The following is a 21,060-nucleotide window of genomic DNA, read 5'->3' as shown; positions in this document are numbered from 1 at the left end:
GCAGTGTCCTAGGCCTCTAGACGAACGGGACAAGAGGCGTTGGTCAGTCTCCTACTGCAAAAGCCAAACGGACACAAGCGGAATTACTGGATATGAAAACCAACCGGTATGCGGCCTGTTACCGCTGCGGAACCGGGCGCTGTGCAATGGAGGTTTTTAACGGTCTGGAGTGCCTGATCATCCAGGTCATCATACCCGGTGCTTTTAACCAGTCTGGCGGCTACAACCTGCCCTTTACTGTTAAGGCTGACCTCTGCCACGGCCTCGCCCTCCTCATGTAAATGGCGGGCGGAAACCGGGTAATGCGCTTCTGGTGCAGAACAGGTGAGCTGCATACTGCCTGTACGCCCCGCCGATGGAACACTCGGTGGCGTGGCAGCCTGCCCGCCTGATGCTGCCGATGTGGTTTTTACAGAAGCCGACGCGACTGCCCCCGTTGCCGCCTCCGCTTCTGGCACATGTTTGGCAGACATAGAGCGCTTTCCATCGTGCTGGATGGGGCGATCGGGCATGACCATTTTTTTTGGCAAGGCCGGAGCAGCCAGAGACTGCTCTGCTTCTGGCAAAACAGGAGGAGGAGGAGGAGGAGGAGGAACCGCCTCCATATCCTTCTCCAGAGCAGGATCATTCATATCCGGCACGTTTTTCATGGCGGGTTCTGGCTGAACCTGCGGCTGAGGAGCTGGGTTATTTTGCTCTCGCGACTGGCTGGAGGCCGATAAGGGAGCTGGAGGAGCTTCAAACAGCATGGAAACAGCAACAGGCTCTTGTGTACCAGTTTGAGGGGCTACCGTCACCATCAACCAGAGCGTCATGATAAGGTGAGCAAACACGGCCAAAGCAAACGCCAGCAACCATACGAGCCTACTCTGCCGGGACAGGCCAAGAGCAAGCGCTTGCCGCCCGGTCACCTTTGCCAAACGCCCATCAGGCAGGCTTAAGGTGGGTCCATGTTCCTGCTGTGCAGGATCCTGTCTATCTGTATGCCATCTGCTCACAATGGGCCTCCGACCAAATTATGGCATAGCCCTGTTTGATTTGACAGGGTGATCAATAAAAGCGCAAACATGCCTCAGTTTGTTAAATTACCTGTTTATACCTGATTGTTGAAAGCCTCTGATCCGCCCTATGCCCCGTCGTAACCCCATTATTCGCGCGCTGCTCTTATGGCCGCTGGTCATGGTGACGTTGACGGGCCTTTTGGGACTCACGGCACTTCAATCGCTCTCTTTGCCTGATGAATTGCCACGCGCAACACTCATTCGGCTTACAGGTATAGATATTGCACCCCAGGTAGGGCCTGCGGCGACCACCCTAGCCACCCATTGTGGCTCCACGCACAGCGCCATGCACCAGATGCATTGCATGGTTGGTGCGCCAAAAGACCAGCCCACACACCCCGCTCACCACCATAATGAGGCAAGCTGTCCGCTTTGCCCATTACTTGCATTTTTTGCCGCATTACCAGCCGTATTCCTGCTGCTGCCAACCCCCGTGCTACGCTGGGTCCGCCGTGGCAGTGCAGCTTCTGCCCCTCGCGCACCACCCGTGTGCGTACTGGGCCTTCCTCCATCACGCGGACCTCCCCTCACCCTGCTTCAGGCTTTCTGAAACTCCACTCTCTGCGCCATTGGCACTCATGCTTTACATGGGAAGCTTTTTGGCCAGAGACCTTCTCAGTATGCTTTGAAACAGGGTTTTTCTGTTCATGTCTTATCCATTTTTTGTCCACGGTCAGCGTAGCTGGCTGTGGCTTGCCACTCTGTGCGCCCTGCCTTGCGCTGCAACGCCTGGAATTGCCGCAACTGTTGTAACTCTGCCCCGTGTAGATATTTCCACCGCAGAGGAAGATGCTTCTGTAGCTGACAGCCTTTTAAATGCTTCCGTGGTCGACAAAAGTTCGGCGCGCATGTCTCGCCTTTCCAGTCCGGATGCTTCCTCTCTTTTCCGCAATCAGCCGGGCTTTAGCAGTTACGGGGGCGGGCGGCTGGCCAACCTGCCAGTATTGAACGGCATGGCAGACGACCGGGTAGCCACTGTAGTTGATGGCGTGCGCATTAACCCCGCCTGCCCCAACCACATGAATCCCGCCCTGTCCTACATAGACCCTGATAGCGTGGAAACCGCCACCTCCGTGGCGGGACTGACATCCGTCAGCAACGGGGGAGACAGCCTTGGCGGAACAATAGACGTGGAACGGGCTGACCCACGCTTTGCACGCCACGGCAAAATTCTGTTTACCGGTCGCGCGCGCGGCACCTACCGCAGCAATGGCGGTGGCTATTCCGCTGCGGGCAGCATGACCGTGGCGAACGACACATTCAGTCTGCGCTACAATGCCTCTTACGATCAGTCAGAGGATTACAGCGGTGGCGGTGGCATAGGCAAAGTCGGCTCGACCGAATACCTGCGCTATACTCACGATGTCACCTTTGGTGTGCACAAGAAAAACCACCTTCTGGTCCTGACCTTTGGTCAGCAGGATGCCCCGCGTGAAGGGTTTGCCAACCAGTATATGGATATGACCAACAACCGCTCCACCTACGTTAATGGCAAGTACGTGGGTGACTTTAACTGGGGCACACTGGAAGCACGCGGCCACTGGCAGCGCGTAAACCATGCCATGAATATGCTGGACGACAAAGGTGGGCACAGCGCAACCAAAGGCATGCCCATGAATGATGACCAGCGTTCCGCAGGATATTCCATAAAAGCCACCATTCCACTGGCACGCCAGCACACGTTACGCCTTGGCAGCTCATTTGACCATGAAGGGCTGAAAGACTGGTGGCCCCCACTTGAAGGCAGCATGATGATGGGGCCGGGCACCTTTAATAACATCAACAACGGCCACCGGGACCGGCTGGGTCATTTTGCAGAATGGGAAGCCCAGTGGACGCCCCGTGTTTCCACCCTGCTGGGTTTTCGGAATGATCTGGTCATGATGAATACGGGGAATGTCTCGCCCTATTCATGGACAGGCATGATGAGCGCTGCGGACATCAAAGCCGCGCAGGAGTTTAACAGCATCAAACACGGGCGAACGGATGTTAATTTTGACGTTACCGCCCTGACCCGCTGGAAAACAACTGACAGCCTGACCATAGAGGCTGGCTACGCCCGCAAATCCCGCGCCCCTAACCTGTATGAGCGTTACGCCTGGGGGCAAGGTGCCATGTCATCCAAAATGATCGGCTGGTTTGGGGATGGAAACGGTTATATTGGCAATCCGAACCTGAAGTCCGAAGTCGGGAACACCGCCAGCATTACGTTTGACTGGCATGACCCGACCTCTGCCCAACGCTGGGGGCTTAAAGTACAGCCCTATTACACCTATGTGCACAACTACATTAATGTGCGGTTCGTAAAAGCATTAAGCGCGACCACAAACCAGTATATGTTTGAAAATCATAATGCCCAGATGTACGGCATTAACACCTCCGGCCACTTTACACTGTGGAACACAAGCCGTTACGGCAAAGGGGAAGTCACCGGCGTGCTGAACTGGGTGCGTGGGCAAGACAAGGTTTCCCACACCGGTCTGTACCAGCAAATGCCTCTAAACGGCACACTAGGCCTGAACGAAACCGTGGGACCATGGACCGGACGGGCAGAAATGAACTTTGTCAAAGCCAAAAATACGGTCGATTCCCTACGCAACGAACCCCGCACACCCGGCTATGCGCTGCTAAACCTGAACGGCAGTTACAACTGGAAAATGATGACCCTGACAGCAGGGATCGATAATGTTCTGAACCAGCGCTACTACATGCCCCTCGGTGGCATTTTAACATCAGACATCAAAACATCTCGCACACCCATGCCGGGCATGGGACGGTCGTTTAACGTCAGCCTGTCAGCCACATTCTGACTTTTCTGGGTATTCAGATATAAAAAACGCCGTGTGCCCTTACAGCACACGGCGTTTTTTTGACTACTTAACAGGTAACGGTCTTAAAAATTCGGGCGTTCATGCAGGCTGGATACCAGCTTGATAATGGTATGCGCCCGCAGAGCCGCTGGACCACCCTCCGTGCCATAACCAGAATCTTTGATCCCGCCAAACGGCACCTCAGGTGTGCCAATACCATGGTGGTTAATGGCCACCATGCCTGCTTCCAGTTTTTCGCCCAGCAGACGTTCGGTACGCTCACAACGCGTATAAACATAAGCCGCCAGACCATAAGGCAGACGGTTGGCTTCCTCAACAGCATCCGCCAGGTCGGAAAACTCGTCCATAATGGCAATCGGGCCAAAAGGTTCTTCCTGCATGACCCGCATTTCCAGCGTTGGCTTGAGCACCAGCGTTGGCGGAAAAAAGAACCCTTTGTTGGGCAAAGACAGGTCGGGCTGCCACAGCTCCGCACCTTTGGCGCGGGCATCCTCCACCAGTTCTGTTAATGCTTTGACCCGGCGCTCATTGATAAGCGGCCCCATGGTCACACCCTCGTCCAGACCACGGCCGATTTTGAGCGCACTCATCTGGGCCTTGAACTTTTCAATGAACGCGGGGGCAATATCCTTATGCAGCAAGAAGCGCGTAGGGGCGATGCACACCTGCCCGGCATTGCGGAACTTGGCAGCGGCAACGCGCTCTGCCGCCTGATCCAGATCCGCATCGCGGCAAACAATAACCGGGCCATGACCGCCCAGTTCCATGGTAACCGGCTTCATCTGGGCACCAGCCAACGCTGCCAGATGCTTGCCCACCGGCGTAGAACCGGTAAAGGAGATCTTCCGCACCACGGGATGGGCAATCAGATACTCCGAAATTTCGGCCGGAGTCCCATAGACTAGAGACACCACCCCAGCGGGAATCCCGGCATCGCAAAAACAGCGAATAAGCTCTGCGGGAGAAGCTGGCGTATCTTCCGGTGCTTTAACAATAACCCCACACCCGGCCCCAAGTGCCGCACCCAGTTTGCGTGCAATCTGGTTAATGGGGAAGTTCCACGGCGTAAATGCCGCTACAACGCCAATGGGGCGGTGCAGTACGCGCTGCTCAACAAACGGTGCACGCGGGGGCACCAGCTCATCATTCAGGCGTCGGCCCTCTTCACCAAAATATTCAATAATGCCTGCTGCCGTGTTAATTTCGATCACGGCCTGCGCCAGTGGCTTGCCCTGCTCGCGGCTCATAATCCGGCCAATGGCATCGGCCCGCTCGCGCAGCAGATCAGCGGCTTTGCGCATGACCGTATAGCGGTCCCATGCGGTCATGTTCCGCCATACGTCATACCCTGCGGCAGCCCCGGCAACCGTTTTTTCCAGATCGGCAACAGAGGCATGGGCAACCTTGCCAATAGGTTCGCCACTGGCTGGGTCCAGAATGGGGAGGGTCCGGCCATCAGCCGCATCCTGCCATTGTCCTGCAATCAGAAGCTGGGTGTTGAGTGGTGTTTCCGACATATGCATCTCTCAGCCAAAATGAATGGGTCTGTGGGGAACCCAGTTATGCCCGCATAAGCGTCATTCAATCACCATCTTCCACGCGAGTGTGCAAGAGGCCAATCATATTTTACGGGTTGCGGGTATCAACTTCGTTCTTGAGCACCAGCGGCAGGCCCGCTGCAACAAACACCACCTTACCAACCCTCTCTGCCAAACGCTGGTGCAACCGACCTGCCTCGTCCCTAAAGCGGCGCCCCAAAGGGCTTTCGGGCACAATGCCCAAACCGACCTCGTTCCCGACCATAACAGTCGGGGCGGTGCGATCGCTCAGACTGTTCAATAAGCTCTGCGTTGCCGCCTCTATGTCCTGCTCATCGAGCAACAGGTTGGTCAGCCACAAAGTCAGGCAATCCAGCAGCACGGGAACATTGGCATACTGGCGCAACACTGTAGCGACATCTGTCGGTTCTTCCACCGTTTGCCAGCCTGCAAGTCCGCGCTCGCGCTTATGCCGGGCAATCCGTTCACGCATTTCATCATCGAAGGCACGGCCCGTGGCCAAATAGACCCACGGCGCGGGCAAGGCCGTTATGGCACGCTCTGCAAAACAGCTTTTGCCCGACCGGGCACCACCCAGTACAAGCAGACTCCCTGCCACACCACCATGCTGGAGGTTGAGACTTATGCTGGTCATACGCTAATCCGACCCTGTTTCCATTTGCGCGAACCCCCATAACAACACAGAATTGCACCCATGCCCTCTTCTTCCTTTCCGCCCCTGACCAGTATTCCCAACACTTTACAGGACCTGCGTGCACTCTGCCTGTCGCTCCCGCCTGCCAATACGCAGGTGCAGGACACTATTACCCAGCGGGAGGCCACACTGACCAAACCACCGGGCAGCCTAGGCCAACTGGAGGAAATGACACGCTGGCTGGGCGGCTGGCAACACCGCGTGTCCCCCCGACTTGAACAGGTGCAGGTTCTTATTTTTGCGGGCAATCACGGTGTTATGGCACACCGGGTTTCTCCATGGCCGGTAGAAGTTACGGCACAAATGGTCAGGAATTTTGAGCAGGGTGGAGCCGCCATTAACCAGATTGCCCGCATAGCACAGGCGGAGCTGGCTGTTGTGCCGGTGCACAACCTGACCCCTACCGCTGACTGTACCCATGCCCCCGCCATGACGGAACAGGAATTCCTGAATGCTGTGCAAGCAGGATTTGCCGCAGTACCCCAGACCTGTGACCTGCTGTGCCTGGGCGAGATGGGCATAGGCAACACCACCATTGCATCGGCCTTATGTGCAGCCCTGACCAACCAGAACGGTGCCGACTGGGCAGGCCAAGGCACAGGGCTGGATGCCGCGGGAACCAGACATAAAGCCACCATCATTGACGCAGCTTTAGCCCACCATGCTCCCCATCTCCACGACCCACTCGAGGTTGCCCGGCGGCTGGGCGGCTACGAACTGGCAGCAATACTGGGGGCAACCCTTGCGGCACGGCACCGGCGGATTCCGGTCATACTGGACGGTTTTGTCTGCACTGCTGCAGTCGCACCGCTCATGCGCCTCCACCCTGATGCACTGGAGCACACAGCGCTCTCCCACTGTCCAACAGAAACGGGCCATACTGCCCGTCTGGCAGGTCTCCTTGGCCTGAAGCCAATTCTAAGCGGGCTGGGCCTACGCCTTGGGGAGGCCTCTGGCGCAGCGCTGGCCATTCCAATTCTGCGCGCAGCCCTTGCCTGCCATACGGGCATGGCAACCTTTGCCCAAGCATCTGTCTCTGAGCATATATGACCAACACACCGCCAGATAGTCTGTTCGGGCAGCTCAGGCTGGACCTTGCCTGCGGGCTAAGCCTGCTTACACGCCTGCCCGCTGGCTGGCTGGCTCCACCAGCCAGCAGAACCAGTACCGCACCATGGCCCCTTGCCAGATCGCTCTGGTGCTGGCCGTTGATCGCTCTGGGCATCGGCGCTTTGACAGGCAGCGTGCTGGCCATGCTGCGCTTGGCACACGTACCCGCTCTTGCTGCCGCCGGGCTGGCTTTGGCCTGCCAGAGCGCACTCACGGGTGGATTGCACGAGGATGGGCTGGCAGATATGGCCGATGGCTGTGGAGGCAACACGGTAGAACGCAGGCTTGCCATTATGCGCGATAGCCGCATAGGCAGTTACGGCGTAATTGCACTCTGCCTGAGCCTGCTGGTTCGTGCCTCTGCTCTGGCTACATTACCTGTGTGGGCCTGCCTGACAGTTTGCTCCATAACAGCCTGCCTTGCCAGACTGGCTATGCTGCTTGTACCCACACTTGCGCTACCCGCCAGAACAGACGGGCTGGCCCGTACCCTAACCCCACTTCCTACACGAGCCTTATGCGTTGCCGCTTTTTTAGCTGTCAGCGCGACTTTTGGCCTCTCTTTTATTGTGTCTGGCAAAGGGGAGGCCCTGTTTTCGTGCCTTGCCCTTGGGCTTGGCGCAACTGCTCTGGCCTGCGCCACAGCAGGGGTGGTTGCAGTCTGCGCCAAACGGCTGCTTGGCGGCTATACGGGGGATGTGTTGGGATGCTGCGCGGTGCTGGCTGAATGCCTGCTGCTAAACCTGTATGCCGCAGCACTCTGACAATCTGCGCTTTTAAATGTGCGGTGCACCATCCGTTGGTAAGCCCGGAACGATGCACCGCATACAGAATCAGGCCTTGGGCGCTTCTGCTTCGTCTTCGTCGTCCCAGTCTCCATCTTCGTCGGCTTCAAAGACGAGTTCCACGGTAATGGTGGCATCATCACCAGCCTGCAGAGCTTTGGCGTCCGCTTCGGCTTCTTCCACCTTTTCGTAGAGCTTGCCTTCGTTGGGATCTTCCTGCCACTCGTTACGCGGCTCCCAGAACGACAGTTCACCCTCTGCGTCTTCACGCTGGATGAGGTAACCTACGATCACTTCGTCTTGGTCTTGCATGGCGTTATCCTTTTCTGCCTGTTCCCTTCTATGAACCATGCCACCAAAAAGGGAAGAGGAAAGCGCAACAAAGAGTTTGATGAAAATATGACATGGCAAAACACTTTGAACACAGCCCGGAAAAACCAGCCATAGGTCCGGGTTTTATCGTGCAGAAATAAATATCTGCACCTTGCTGTTGTTTGCCCTCACCCTGTTATGCAACAGGCTCCCCACCTGACCATGCAGCCAGCGCACGCTCCAGCCGGTGCCAGGCAGACTCACTGGCTGGCAAACCAAAGCGCAGCCAGTGGGGTTGCTCTGCAAACCGGCGGGTTACAATACCATGGCGGCACAAATGCACCCACAAGGCGTAAGCATCCGCCACTGTAACCAAGGTGAACAGGGTTGATTGTCCCCTGCATTCAAAACCCGCTTTTTGCAAGGCATCGACCAGTCTGTGGTGAGCAGTACGCGCCTGCTGCCCTGCCTGCCGCAACCATTGCGTATCAACCAGCGCCTGCTGCCCTGCCGCCAGTGCAACCGCACCTACCGGCCAGGACCCCTGAAGGGTACGTGCATGGTGCGCAAGTTCAGGCGTGGCCAGCAAAAAACCCAGACGCACACCAGGGAGGCCATAGGTTTTGCCAAACGACCGCAACACAACAAGGGCAGGATGCGGCAATAGAGAGGCCACACTCTGATTGCCAAAATCTGCAAATGCCTCGTCCACCACAAGCCAGCTGCCAACCTGTGCACATTGCTGGGCCAATGCGGCGAGTGTCTGCACATCCAGCAACCGTCCATCGGGATTATTCGGGTTGCAGATCACACAGACTGTTCCTGCCTGTCGGGCTGCCTGCTGCACCTGCCACAGATGTTCAACCACCGCACAGGGCACACCATATGATTGCCATGCCTGCTGATGGCCAGAGTACGTTGGCCCCAGCACACAGGCATTTTGCACCCCTAGCAGTCTAGGCAATAGCGCAATCAGGCTCTGACTTCCCGCGCCTGACACCACCATTTCCGGCCCATGCACGCCGTAAGCCGTTGCGGCAACCTGCTGCAAAGCCCATTCCTCCCCTTCCTCGGGCAGGCAATGCAGCTTGGCAAGGGGGGGCCACACCAGCGGGTAAGCAAAAGGACTAACCCCGGTTGACAGGTCGATAAAAGGTTCTGGCGCTCCGGCAAAATACTGCATGACTGCGCGCACCTGCCCACCATGCAGAGGAAGTGGTATAAGCTGCACACCCTGACCTGAAGACAAACCGTTAGGCGGCACCTGCCCGTGCATGGTAGCGTCCACGACCTTCTGTAGCTGGTTAGTGTGCATATCCGCCTCCCATGTTGTTCTTCCCCCTTGCCATCACCGTACCTGTTGCCGCTCTTGCCGCTGGCATGGAAGCCCTGTGGGGTTACCCCCAGCCCCTGCTGGACAGGATTGGCCACCCCGTAATGTGGATTGGCGCGCTCATAGACAGGCTGGAACACGCGTTAAACAGGGCTGACCTGCCTGAACAAACACGCAGGCTACTCGGCTTTGTGGCACTGGCGCTCATTATTGCCATTCCCGTCACTCTCACATGCCTCCTGCTTGGTGTGGGTTATACTCTTTTGCCTGCACCTGTCATGCTCCTTATGCAGGCAGCAATGGCCAGCACACTTGTTGCGCAACGCTCGTTATGGACGCATGTGCGCGCAGTCGCCACGGCCCTGCGCAAGCAAGGCCTGCGCGGCGGCCGAAAAGCCGTTAGCATGATTGTTGGGCGTGACACCTCCGCATTGGATGAAGCGGGGATTGTGCGAGCCGCACTGGAAAGTCTGGCCGAAAACTATTCCGACGGTATTGTGGCCCCTCTTTTCTGGACTGCCGTGTTTGGCCTGCCCGGCGCTGTTTTTTACAAATCCGTTAACACGGCAGACAGCATGATTGGCCACCTGAACCTGCGTTATGGTGCCTTTGGCATGGCATCCGCCAAGCTGGACGATCTGATTAACCTGCCTGCCTCCCGCCTTGCGGCGCTGTGCCTTATGCTGGCAGCCCCACGGCAGCAGTGGCCCCACATCTGGCGCACCATCAAACGCGATGCACCCCGCCACCGCTCCCCCAATGCTGGCTGGCCAGAAGCCGCCATGGCGGCAGCCCTGAACACATTGCTTGCTGGCCCCCGCTCCTATGGAGGCAAAATAACCCAGGACCCGTGGATTGGCAGTGGTACCTCTGGCGCAACCGTGGCTGATCTGGACCGGGGGTTACACCTCTACCGTAAAGCCTGTGGCATTCTTATTGCCGGGTTGCTGTGCACAGCACTTGCCTGCATGATAGCGCAATGAACGCACCCTCCTTTTCCCCCATGTTTCTGGCAGAACTTGAACAGCTGTTTATATGGCGGAGGGATGTACGCCATTTTAAAACAGACCCGTTGCCCGAACGTAGTCTCCAACACCTGCTGGAGACTGCCTGTCTGGCCCCTTCCGTTGGGTTGAGCGAGCCGTGGCGCTTTGTCAAAGTGGATAACCCTGCCCGCCGCCATGCCATTCGGGAAAATTTTGCCCAAAGCAATGCGCTGGAACTGGCAGGCCGTGGCGGGGATGATGCGCAACGCTACGCATCCCTCAAATTGGCAGGGCTGGACGATGCCCCGCACCATATTGCTGTTTTTTGCGAAACCAATCCTGCTCAGGGGCGGGGGTTGGGCCGCGGCACCATGCCCCAGACCACCACATGGTCCGCCGTTATGGCCATTCATACATTCTGGCTGGCAGCAACAGCACTGGGGATTGGAGTTGGCTGGGTTTCCATTCTGGACCCCAAGGAGGCCAACCGGGTTTTGGGCATTAACCCGGATTGGCAGTTTTTGGCTTATCTGTGCGTCGGCTACCCGCAGGAGCCCGCCAGTTCACCCGAACTGGAGCGCCGTGGCTGGGAACAGCGCAACCCTGCCCGCCGCCAGTGGATAGCACGCTGATACAAACGGATAGGCCGCAGAGCATTTTTTTACATTACGCAGCATAAACAGGCGGCTGCGCCAGCGCCAGAAGAGCCTCCACATCCATATATTGTTCCAGATGGTCTGCCAGATGGTCTAAGGCTGCATCAACCCTGCTATCATGGTTGTCGGGTAGGAAATCCCCTGCCTGTGCCCATACACCATCAGGCGCAAATGCACTTCCACCCACCCGTTCGAGCAAAGCCAGACGTGCAGCACGGTGCGTAAAAACACCATGCAGATATGTACCCCATATCCGCCCATTGTCGGATACACACCCTTCCGCCTGACCATTCAGCCATAAGAGTGGCTCCAGCTCTTCTGGTTTCTCTGTCCAACCCAAGTGCATTTCATACCCGGCAACAGGCTGCCGCCCCTGCGCCAGAAAACCCGTTCCATAATCAAGGCGTTTATTATGCCCCAGCACGGTATGGATGGGCATAAGCCCAAGACCGGGCGCTTTGCAGGCTGGCCCTTCCGTACCTTGCGGGTCAGCAATGGACAGACCCAGCATCTGGTAGCCACCGCAAATGCCCATAACAGAACCGCCATTTTGCGCATGGGCTACAATCTGCTCAGCCCACCCCTGTGCCCGTAAAAACGCCAGATCCGCCAATGTCGCTTTGGAGCCTGGAAGCAGAATAATCTCTGCATCAGGAAGAGGTTCGCCTACTGTTACAGGTATGACCTCCACCCCCGGTTCCGTGCACAAAGGGTCCAGATCATCAAAGTTTGCAATCATAGGCATAATTGGCACAACCATGCGCAGCCTTGGCGTATTGCCACCACCCGGCTCAATCCGCCGCTTTGTTCGCAGAGTAGCCATAAGATCGGCTGCATCTTCTGCTGGCAAGTCGCGTACATTGGCTAGATGCGGCACCAGTCCTAGTGGCTGCCAACCTGTTCTGCTGGCTACAAAATCCATACCATCGGCAAACAGGGTTGGGTCTCCGCGCATACGGTTAACCACAAAGCCCTTGATCCGTGCGGCATCTTCTGCTGGCAGCACAACCTGTGTGCCAACAAGGCTGGCAATAACGCCGCCCCGGTCAATATCACCCACCAGCACAACCGGTGCCTGCACAGCCTGCGCAAAGCCCATATTGGCAATATCGTGCCTGCGCAGGTTAACTTCCGAAGCAGAGCCTGCCCCTTCCACCAGAACAACATCCGCCTGTGCCATAAGGTTTTTAAAACTCGCCAAAACCTGTGGCATAAGCTGCTCTTTGCGGGTCTGGTAGTTGCGGGCCTCTATTGTATCCACACGCTGGCCGCGCACAACAAGTTGCGCCCCTGTTTCACCCTGCGGTTTAAGCAGGACCGGATTCATATCCGCAAGAGGGAGAACGCCACAGGCTCGTGCCTGCAAGGCCTGAGCACGTCCAATTTCCCCACCATCTTGTGTAACGGCTGCATTATTGGACATGTTTTGCGGTTTAAAAGGCAATACCCGCAAGCCGCGCCGGGTTAGAGCACGGGCAAGCCCTGCCACCAGTGTGGATTTACCAACGCTTGAGCCGGTCCCTTGCACCATAAGAACACGGGCAGTCAAAACTCCACACCTTCCTGCGCCTTGATCCCGGCTTTGAAGTGGTGTTTGACCAGTGTCATTTCCGTTACAAGGTCCGCCGCATCCAGCAAAGGCTGGCGCGCATTACGGCCAGTTACCACAACATGCTGCGCCTTGGGGCGGGCAGCTATATCTGCCAGCACCTGTTCTATATCCAAATATTCATAACGCAGCGCAATATTCAGCTCATCAAGCACCACCAGAGCCACATCCGGGCGGGCAAGCGCCTGCTTTGCTACCTGCCACGCCCGCTCACACGCAGCAACATCACGCGCGCGGTCCTGTGTTTCCCACGTAAACCCTTCGCCCATGGAATGCCATTCCACCAAGTCGCCAAAACGTTCAAGCGCACGGCGCTCCCCCGTATGCCACGCGCCTTTGATAAACTGCACCACCACAACACGCCGGTCATACCCCAGCATACGCAATGCCAGCCCAAATGCTGCGGTGGACTTGCCTTTGCCTGGCCCCGTGTTAACCAGCAGCAAGCCTTTTTCCACCGTTTTGCTTGCAACCTCCTGATCCTGCACAGCCTTACGCTTGCGCATTTTCTCTTTATGGCGTTCGGCGTCCTGCTCGGCTGTGCTGTGCTGCGCGTTACTCATGACAACTGACTATTCTTTGACCTGTAAAATTTTTTAACATGACGGAATGGATTGAACCGACTGTTCAACCATAAACAGACGGGCAAAACCCTGCGGCATGGAAGGAGCAAGCAGTTCCGGTCTTTCCCCCGCCGCCAATGCGCTGAGAATACGCAATGGCCCACCGTGGGACAAAACACACGCGGCCTCGCCTTTATGGTGCATATCGTGCCAGAAGTCCGTTATGCGATGGCAAAGGGCTGATCCGCTCTCCCCTTCCGGCGGAGCAAAACCAGATGGGTCCTTTGCCCATTCATCCAGTTGTCCACGCTCAATATCCTGCCAGCGTAGCCCCTCCCACTGGCCAAAATCCAGCTCGGACAGGCGCGGGTCCACGCGCAGTTCCATCCCTGTTGCCAAGGCTAGGCGCTGTGCCATTTCGCGACAGCGGCGTGCGGGAGAACTATACAGCACCCGACACACAGCGCCTTTGGCCAGAACAGAAAGCCCGGAAACAATTTTTTCCCACCCCGGGCGCAACGCCACATCCTGCCTGCCATAGCAGACTCCTTCGGGCAGCATTACGGGAGCATGTCTTACCAACAACACCGGAAAAGACTGCATGGCCTGTCTCCTCTTTTCTCTGCCCATTGTTTGGCCCTGCCAGACAGGCAAAATACACCGGCTTTTACTGCCAGCCTGTACATTGCCTGCAAGCCAGACACTCCACCACCCCCATATTTGCAGGAGAGGCTCAGACCTCCTGCGCCTGTTCTGCAACCGTCGCCAGAACATGAAAAAAAGAGCCAGACACAAATCCGCGCTGTCCACCACACATCCCCAGTTCTTCCCCTATACCGGAGCGCAAACTGGCCAACGGCGCATCCGCCCCCCCGTCCAGCACTGTGGCATAATGGAACTCATGCCCACGCAAACGTGCACCCCGCGCACCAAGGACACCATCGTTTACAAGCGTTGCCTCACGGTAACCCAGATTCAGCTTCCGTTTAGCAAAAGACGTGGTGTGACCGAGCAAACCTGCCATGCCATGCCGCACGCCCTGTGCATCTTCCAGCCCCTGCCCCAGCACCATAAACCCCCCGCATTCGCCATGCACAGGCCGGGTCTGGGCAAAAGCCCTCAAACCAGCATAAAATTTTGTGGCCTGCGCCAATTGCCCCGCATGGAGTTCAGGGTAACCACCGGGCAGCCAGCAAGCCGTGCAGGATGGATCCGGCGGGTCATCCGCAAGGGGAGAAAACGGGACCAGCTCGGCCCCCGCACGCCGCCAGAACAAAGCCAGATGCCCGTACAGGAAGGAAAAAGCGGCATCATCCGCCACAGCAATACGCTGCCCCGGTGGCGGCAATAGACCCGCCGGACTATAACTATACATTCCCCGGCCTGAAGGCAGCGGCGCCGCAGCGGCCAGAATGCCATCCAGATCCAGTTCCCGCTCAGCCTTATCCGCCAGATCGGCCAACCATCCGGCCAGGTTGCCATGTTCACGCGCCTGTACCAGCCCCAAATGCCGCTCCGGCAGGGTTTGGCCACTCTGCCGCATAAGTGCACCATAAACTGGCAGACCTGCAGCCTGCACGGCTTCGCGCCCCAAACGCTCATGCCGGGCAGATGCAACGCGGTTCAGAACAACGCCATTCACCTGCACATGCGGGGACCACTGCGCAAACCCCTTGGCAATAGGCCCAACGGACTGCCCTTGCCCCGACATATCGAGTACAAACAGCACGGGAATGCCAAAAAACGCAGCAATATCGGAAGGAGCACCTCTCTGTCCATCAGGGAGGGAAAGGCCATCGAACAGCCCCATGGCCGATTCCACCACCAGAACATCCACGTCCTGACATGCAGCCTGCATCACCTCGTGCAAAAGGTCGGGCGACATGCACCAACTATCCAGATTAAGTCCCGGACGGCCAGTAATAGCCGCATGGAAAGCTGGATCTATATAATCCGGTCCGGTTTTGACCGCACCAACCCGTAACCCCCTACGCTCCAGTGCTGCAAGCAGGGCTAGGGTCAAGGTTGTTTTGCCACCGCCCGAACGGGGTGCCGCAACCATAATGGCCCGCGTTGTCATGCTCATTCATCCCCATCCAGCACATGGACCACACTGTTCCCGCGTGGGTGCCACAGACCGCGCCACATGGCCTCAGCAAAGCGCTGGCGCATGGCCTCCCGCGCGGCGGGGTTAGCCTGTTGTAAAAAATGGTCGCACTGTGTGTTCCCCAATGTTGCGGCAAACACCAGATCGAACTGCCGGTCAAAGCGTTGGGGCATGGTTGCGGCAAATCCATGCAGTGCATCCAGCCCACGGGCCAGTTCCGCGGCACCAGCATAACCGTGGCGCTGCATTCCCTCTATCCATTGCGGGTTGGCAAGCCGCCCGCGCACAATACGTGCCACCTCATCTTCTGTTGCCCGCAGGCGTGGCGCCTGTGGGCGCGACGTATCGCCATGCAGCACGGATGGTGCGCCACCAGCCAAGGTGGTGGCTGCCGCAAGCCCGCCTTCGTGTGCTGCAATATCAGGGCTTTCCAGCAAATCCGTCTCTGCATTATCCTGCACATGCAAAACGGTTTCTGCCCGGCCTAGCAGGGCTGCAAGGGCCGCCTCATCCTGTGTGCCATCCCGCCCGCCGCCATACATCCAGGACGATCCCTCAAGCCATGCCGCACCCAGTTCTGCCCGGTCTGCCCATGTGCCATGTAGCAGATGGTCTTCTATGCCTGTGCCATAAGCCCCGGCAGCAGCCCCAAAAATACGTGCGGTAGCCCGTTTACGGGCCTCCCCTTCCAGCCCTTTGACCTGTGCAGCCAAGGGGTTCCAGTCCGCTGGTTCCCGCCGGTTGGCAACGGCATTGACCGCCTGATCGAACAGGGCGATCTGGTCCGCAAAAGCATCGCGGAACAGACCGGAAATACGCAAAGTTACATCCACTCTGGGGCGATCAAGCACAGGTAAGGGAATAACCTCAAACCCACGCACATGGCCCGTACCCTCCGCTCGGAGAACCTCCACCCCCATGAGCCGCAGAGCCAGAGCCAGATCCTCCCCCCCTGTACGCAGACTGGCTGAACCCCACAGATCCATAACAATATGGGTCAGCGGTTCGCCATGCTCCTGCAAATGCCGGGTCAGCAAAAGCCGCTCCATGCGTGCAGCCAGTACCACAGCCGATGGTGTGGGTAAGGCACGTGGGTCTACCGTAAAAAGGTTACGTCCTGTTGGCAGCACATCAATACGCCCACGTGTGGGCGCGCCTGCTGGTCCCGCCGCTACAGGCCGCCCGGCCAATGCCCCCAGCAGTGCCTGCATTTCTGCACGGCCACACAGATTTATGCGCTGCGTAACATCTGCTACAAAATCCGGATCATCCGGTTTGCCACAGGCCTGCGTAATGGTTTGCACCAACATGGTTGCGCGGGGTGCCATTTTTCCAAAAACATGCAAACCATCACGGATTTGCAAATCTTTGACATCGCACAAATAGGCATCCAGCCGGGCCAGTGCTTCAGTTTCGTCCAGTTCACCGGGGCGTACACCACTCTCGGCCAGAACACCTGTACGCGTTGCACGTTCCAGAATATCGGCTCGCAGCAGGCTGCTCCTGCGTGGATCCAGCCCATCTGCCTCTGCATATTCATCAATCAGACGCTCAAGTTCGTGCATCTCGCCCGAAAGTGTGGCCTGCATGACTGGTGGCGTCATATGCCCAATCGTTACGGCTCCCAGCCGGCGGCGGGCGGCAGCGGCCTCTCCCGGGTTATTAACAATAAAAGGATAAATAACAGGCAGGTCACCCGTCAGCACCGCTGGCGCACAGGTTGGAGAGAGCGCAACAGCCTTGCCCGGCAGCCACTCCAGCGTTCCATGTGTTCCCAGATGCACCAGTGCATCCAGCTTTTTTACATTCCGCAACCAAAGGTAAAACGCAACATACGCATGACATGGTGGTGTATCCGGGTCATGGTAAAGCGCTTTACGGTCTGCGGCTTTTCCCCGATCGGGCTGCACGGCGAGGGTAATATGACCCACAGTCATATAACGCAGGTAAAATGCGCCATCCCTTACTGCGGCATCCTGCTGTGGATGCCCCCATGCCTTGGTAACAGATGCCATAAAACCCGCATCCAGTTCCTCTGCCAAAGTCTGATACGCAGCAAGGGACAAAACCGCCTGCGCAGGGTTACGCGTCATACACAAAGCCAGTTCCTGCGTATCTGGCACGGGCAGTTCCCCCGTGGCATAACCCTGCTGGTGCATGTGCAATAGAATGTTATGCAGGCTGGCAAACCCATCCAGCCCAACTGCGTGCGCTACGTGGGCACCTGCGTGCTCCAGCCCTGCACCCGGATAATCCGAGAGCACAATACCAACCTGTTTTTGCTCAACGGTTGTATGCCGCAAACGGGCCCACGCCATGGCCCGCGCCACCACCATACGGATACCCGCCTCATACGCCACGCGCTGGGCAGGCAGCCCTGGAGCCGCCTCCTGCCGGAAGGAAACAGGAAATGTCGCAATAGAGCCATCCAATTCGGGCAGAACAACCTGCATGGCAAGGTCTGACCGCCCTAAACCACGCGAACTTTCAGCCCACAAAACTTGTGTACTGCCCGGTTGCAGCACCTGCAAAACTGGTGCCCCCGCTCCATCCAGCGGAGAAATACCCTGCCCACCGCGAGCCGAAAAACAGGTGGCATTCAACACCACATCCGGCTTTGCACGCATCAGGTGCTCCGCCACCCCTTGAGCAACCTCGGTATCCTTGAGGGAAGTGACAAACAACAGATCCACGGAGCAGCCCTGCTGGGCCAGAACCTCCGCAAGGCGCTCCAGCCCCGCCATATCTGCTGCCAGAAGATGCGCACGGTAGAACACAACCACAGCCGAGTACGCTACAGCACGGTGCTCCCCCTGCCGGGCAGGATACGAGCGGTAAAGGCCCCATGCAGGCAAACGCTCTGGCTGGGTGCCATCATCCGTCCCATACCCGGCGAGAGAGGCCATCAACCGCAAGGCCGCCTGCATATTACCAGGTCCGCCCTGTGCAAAAAAACCGCTCAGGCGCTGGCGCTGGTCCGCTCTAACACCACATGACAATTCCGCCAGCCGGGCATCATCTATCTGTGCGCCTTCCGCCTGCCCTGTGCCACCACACCCAGTATGACCGGGCAAAAAGACCACCGGCACGCTTTGCACACGAGCCCATGCTGCCAGCTCTTCCGCCCCATAGCGCCAGTAATCTACCCCACCCAGCAGGCGCACCACCACGCACCGGGCCTTCTGCAACGTGGTTTCCACATACAGATCAATGGACATGGGGTGCCGCAACCGCGCAAGGCTTGTAACCTGCACGGAGGGAACGGTGCCCCCAGCCTGAGCCCGCATCTGCTGCTCCGCATGGCGCAGACCCAGCAGATCACTCTCGGTAAATGACAGGACAACTATCTCGGCTCCGGGGAGAGCGAGATCTTCTGCCATGTCCTGTTCATCCAGCGTCCGGCTTTCGCGGACCAGAAGGTGCATGGCGGCCTGCCCTTACGCGACCAGTCTGCCTGCCAATGCCGTGGCAATGGCTACAGCATCCAGCCCTTTCTGGCCAATAACCACAATACGGCCCGTGCGCTCTTCCGCGGCACCCAAGGGGCGATCAAACTCATGCCGGAAGCGGCTGCCTACTCCCTGTACCGCCAGCCGCATGGGTTTGTTGCAAACCGCAGCAAACCCTTTCATCCGAAGAACATCAAACCTGCGTGCGGTATTTTGTAAACTGGTCAAAAACTGATCGACCGTCTGCTGTTCTGGCACGGCAACAACAAAACTTTCAAAATCATCGTGCTCATGCTCGCCATCTTCCGCATCATGGTGGGAGGGACGGGCAGCCAGATCGCTCTCGGCTGCTGCGCCAATCCCCAATAATACGGCAGGGTCCACCTTACCTTCCGCTGCCCGGATAATCTGTACAGGCCGGGGAGCCAGGTTACGAATATCCTGCTCTACCGCATCCAGCTGTGCGGCATCCAGCAGGTCCGTTTTGTTCAACACAACAAGGTCGGCTGCATTGATCTGGTCTTCAAACACTTCCGCTAAAGGGTTATCGTGATCAAGGGATGGATCTTCCGCCCGCTGTGCTTCCACAGCCTGTGGATCATCCGCAAAGCGACCCGCTGCCACAGCAGGTGCATCCACCACAGCGACAACCCCATCCACAGTCATACGGTTACGCACCGTGGGCCAGCCAAATGCCTTGAGCAACGGTTTTGGCAGGGCCAGACCAGATGTCTCTATCACAACATGTTCGGGCGGATCGGCCCGATCCAGCAAAGCCTCCATGGTTGGCAAAAAATCATCCGCCACCGTGCAGCATAAACACCCATTGGTCAGCTCTACAATATCTTCCTCACGGCAGCCTTCCACCCCGCATCCACGCAGGATTTCGCCATCAATACCAAGGGAGCCAAACTCGTTGACCACTACGGCAATACGGTGCCCTTGTGCGCGATGGAGCAGATTCCGGAGCAAAGTGGTTTTACCAGCCCCCAAAAACCCGGTGATAATGGTCACGGGGACCCGTGTTTTGGCAGCAGTCATGGTTTTTCCTGTTCATTATAAAGCAGTGCAGGCACACGCCCCAGCACCATGTTGGCAAGGGATGCAGGACGGCGGGACGGCATGACAGTCCCTTTGGAAGATGCCGCATACAAACGTGCATAGGCCAAAAGATCGTCCGCTTTTTCCGGCCCCAGGTGGCCGAGCAGCCATGTCCACCTGCCCTCCATGGCTATGGCTGCAGTACACCCCTGATCGCACGCAGCCAGACAGGCAACCGAACGCAACTGAACAGCAGACGTTGCGCCCGCCTGCTGCTCCGCATCCAGCAGGGTTTGCAAACGCTCCAGCAGTTGTGCTCCCGGTGGATGTGCCATAGCTGGCCCACCACGCCTGCACGTCACACACACATGCAGCACTGGCTGGCTTACGCTGACCGGGTGATTACCTGAAGAAAGCTGGGGTTGTTCTGCGGTCATGCATCTTTCCAATATACCGAGGCACCATTTGTGGAGGCACAGCGGCAGGCATAGGGCAACAGCAACCAGCTCCTTGCCACACGCGCGGCAAAGAAAACGCACCTTGAAGGCACATTCGCATATGCCGGGCACCCCGCCAGCATACAACGCCAGAACACAACCATTCCGTGGGGGAATGGCCTTAATCTCCTTGCGATGGCAGGTCTCCTGGCTTGCACCCAAGCCCTGCACCGACCATTGGCCGATGCTCAGGCACCGTTCCGAGCCTTCCCGATTCCCGAGAGGAACCAGTGACTGACCCTGAAGCAGAGGCTCCAGCGGAACGCGATGGACACTTACAGTTGCGGGGGCAGCGACGGCCTTGCACCGATCTTCCCTTTTCACCCCCGATAGGGGGCACCATCAAGTGAGCGTATGATGCACACAAAAACCGCTCCCTTTCAAGGTTTGGCACCATGGATAGCGCCCATACCCACAGGGCATGGAGCGCGCCGATTACAGATTGATTCATTCAAGAAACGTGATTG

Annotated in this window: 18 protein-coding genes and 1 riboswitch; of the genes, 6 read left to right on the top strand and 12 right to left on the bottom strand. The window is 57.6% G+C overall.

What is annotated here, in order from left to right; all coding sequences use genetic code 11:
* Positions 1 to 83 precede the first annotated feature (83 nt).
* Positions 84 to 998, bottom strand: a complete 915-nt coding sequence (locus Absy_RS09630; RefSeq protein ID WP_048854534.1) for an energy transducer TonB — start codon at positions 996 to 998, stop codon at positions 84 to 86.
* Positions 999 to 1,128: 130 nt separating this feature from the next.
* On the opposite strand from Absy_RS09630, the gene Absy_RS09625 reads away from it, so the two are divergent.
* On the top strand, positions 1,129 to 1,611 hold the full coding sequence (locus Absy_RS09625; RefSeq protein ID WP_052945741.1) for a DUF2946 domain-containing protein: 483 nt from the start codon (positions 1,129 to 1,131) through the stop codon (positions 1,609 to 1,611).
* A 97-nt stretch (positions 1,612 to 1,708) separates the two neighbouring features.
* On the top strand, positions 1,709 to 3,871 hold the full coding sequence (locus tag Absy_RS09620; RefSeq protein WP_048854533.1) for a TonB-dependent receptor: 2,163 nt from the start codon (positions 1,709 to 1,711) through the stop codon (positions 3,869 to 3,871).
* An 83-nt stretch (positions 3,872 to 3,954) separates the two neighbouring features.
* Here the strand turns inward: Absy_RS09620 and Absy_RS09615 are convergent, their stop codons facing one another.
* Together Absy_RS09615 and cobU are read right to left on the bottom strand one after the other, a co-directional pair.
* Positions 3,955 to 5,409, bottom strand: coding sequence for an NAD-dependent succinate-semialdehyde dehydrogenase (locus Absy_RS09615; protein ID WP_084597078.1), 1,455 nt, complete (start codon positions 5,407 to 5,409; stop codon positions 3,955 to 3,957).
* Between the two features lie 109 nt (positions 5,410 to 5,518).
* Positions 5,519 to 6,085 carry a bifunctional adenosylcobinamide kinase/adenosylcobinamide-phosphate guanylyltransferase gene (gene cobU / locus Absy_RS09610; protein WP_048854531.1) on the bottom strand — a complete coding sequence of 189 codons (567 nt, stop codon included), beginning with the start codon at positions 6,083 to 6,085 and terminating at the stop codon, positions 5,519 to 5,521.
* A gap of 60 nt (positions 6,086 to 6,145) precedes the next feature.
* Here cobU and cobT point away from each other — a divergent pair, with 60 nt between their 5' ends.
* Together cobT and Absy_RS09600 are read left to right on the top strand one after the other, a co-directional pair.
* Positions 6,146 to 7,195, top strand: coding sequence for a nicotinate-nucleotide--dimethylbenzimidazole phosphoribosyltransferase (cobT, locus tag Absy_RS09605; protein ID WP_048854530.1), 1,050 nt, complete (start codon positions 6,146 to 6,148; stop codon positions 7,193 to 7,195).
* A complete protein-coding gene (locus Absy_RS09600) occupies positions 7,192 to 8,019 on the top strand; it encodes an adenosylcobinamide-GDP ribazoletransferase (protein ID WP_048854529.1) in 828 nt (275 codons plus the stop codon). Before cobT ends, Absy_RS09600 begins: the two co-directional genes overlap by 4 nt.
* 69 nt (positions 8,020 to 8,088) lie before the next feature.
* Here Absy_RS09600 and Absy_RS09595 read toward each other — a convergent pair whose 3' ends face one another.
* Both Absy_RS09595 and cobD read right to left on the bottom strand, forming a co-directional pair.
* On the bottom strand, positions 8,089 to 8,391 hold the full coding sequence (locus Absy_RS09595; protein WP_048854548.1) for a hypothetical protein: 303 nt from the start codon (positions 8,389 to 8,391) through the stop codon (positions 8,089 to 8,091).
* A 157-nt stretch (positions 8,392 to 8,548) separates the two neighbouring features.
* Entirely contained in the window at positions 8,549 to 9,628 is a 1,080-nt protein-coding gene (gene cobD, locus Absy_RS09590) for a threonine-phosphate decarboxylase CobD (protein ID WP_048854528.1), read from the bottom strand.
* 50 nt (positions 9,629 to 9,678) lie between these two features.
* Between cobD and cbiB the strand changes: the two genes are divergently transcribed.
* Together cbiB and bluB are read left to right on the top strand one after the other, a co-directional pair.
* Positions 9,679 to 10,668, top strand: a complete 990-nt coding sequence (cbiB, locus tag Absy_RS09585) for an adenosylcobinamide-phosphate synthase CbiB (protein WP_048854527.1) — start codon at positions 9,679 to 9,681, stop codon at positions 10,666 to 10,668.
* Positions 10,665 to 11,303 (top strand): 5,6-dimethylbenzimidazole synthase, encoded by a 639-nt coding sequence (bluB, locus tag Absy_RS09580; RefSeq protein WP_048854526.1) that lies wholly within the window; start codon positions 10,665 to 10,667, stop codon positions 11,301 to 11,303. Before cbiB ends, bluB begins: the two co-directional genes overlap by 4 nt.
* A 34-nt stretch (positions 11,304 to 11,337) precedes the next feature.
* Here the strand turns inward: bluB and Absy_RS09575 are convergent, their stop codons facing one another.
* From Absy_RS09575 to Absy_RS09545, 7 genes are all read right to left on the bottom strand, one after another.
* Positions 11,338 to 12,858: a cobyric acid synthase gene (locus Absy_RS09575; protein ID WP_048854547.1), complete on the bottom strand. Its 1,521-nt coding sequence runs from the start codon at positions 12,856 to 12,858 to the stop codon at positions 11,338 to 11,340.
* A gap of 14 nt (positions 12,859 to 12,872) precedes the next feature.
* The gene (cobO, locus tag Absy_RS09570; protein WP_048854525.1) at positions 12,873 to 13,499 is read right to left on the bottom strand and encodes a cob(I)yrinic acid a,c-diamide adenosyltransferase; all 627 of its coding nucleotides are present in this window, start codon (positions 13,497 to 13,499) and stop codon (positions 12,873 to 12,875) included.
* Between the two features lie 33 nt (positions 13,500 to 13,532).
* Positions 13,533 to 14,102, bottom strand: a complete 570-nt coding sequence (locus tag Absy_RS09565; RefSeq protein ID WP_048854524.1) for a histidine phosphatase family protein — start codon at positions 14,100 to 14,102, stop codon at positions 13,533 to 13,535.
* A gap of 130 nt (positions 14,103 to 14,232) precedes the next feature.
* Positions 14,233 to 15,579, bottom strand: a complete 1,347-nt coding sequence (locus tag Absy_RS09560; RefSeq protein WP_084597076.1) for a cobyrinate a,c-diamide synthase — start codon at positions 15,577 to 15,579, stop codon at positions 14,233 to 14,235.
* Positions 15,580 to 15,581: 2 nt separating this feature from the next.
* Positions 15,582 to 19,031 carry a cobaltochelatase subunit CobN gene (gene cobN, locus Absy_RS09555; RefSeq protein ID WP_048854523.1) on the bottom strand — a complete coding sequence of 1,150 codons (3,450 nt, stop codon included), beginning with the start codon at positions 19,029 to 19,031 and terminating at the stop codon, positions 15,582 to 15,584.
* Between the two features lie 12 nt (positions 19,032 to 19,043).
* On the bottom strand, positions 19,044 to 20,096 hold the full coding sequence (gene cobW, locus Absy_RS09550) for a cobalamin biosynthesis protein CobW (protein ID WP_048854522.1): 1,053 nt from the start codon (positions 20,094 to 20,096) through the stop codon (positions 19,044 to 19,046).
* Positions 20,093 to 20,533, bottom strand: coding sequence for a DUF1636 family protein (locus Absy_RS09545; protein WP_048854545.1), 441 nt, complete (start codon positions 20,531 to 20,533; stop codon positions 20,093 to 20,095). Before Absy_RS09545 ends, cobW begins: the two co-directional genes overlap by 4 nt.
* 180 nt (positions 20,534 to 20,713) lie before the next feature.
* A riboswitch (cobalamin riboswitch) is annotated at positions 20,714 to 20,952 on the bottom strand.
* Positions 20,953 to 21,060: the final 108 nt, after the last annotated feature.

It is taken from the genome of Acetobacter syzygii, assembly GCF_000964225.1.
GTDB classification, from domain to species: Bacteria; Pseudomonadota; Alphaproteobacteria; order Acetobacterales; family Acetobacteraceae; genus Acetobacter; species Acetobacter syzygii.
Note: the sequence above shows the minus strand (reverse complement) of the source record. Positions and strands in the feature narration are given on the sequence as shown.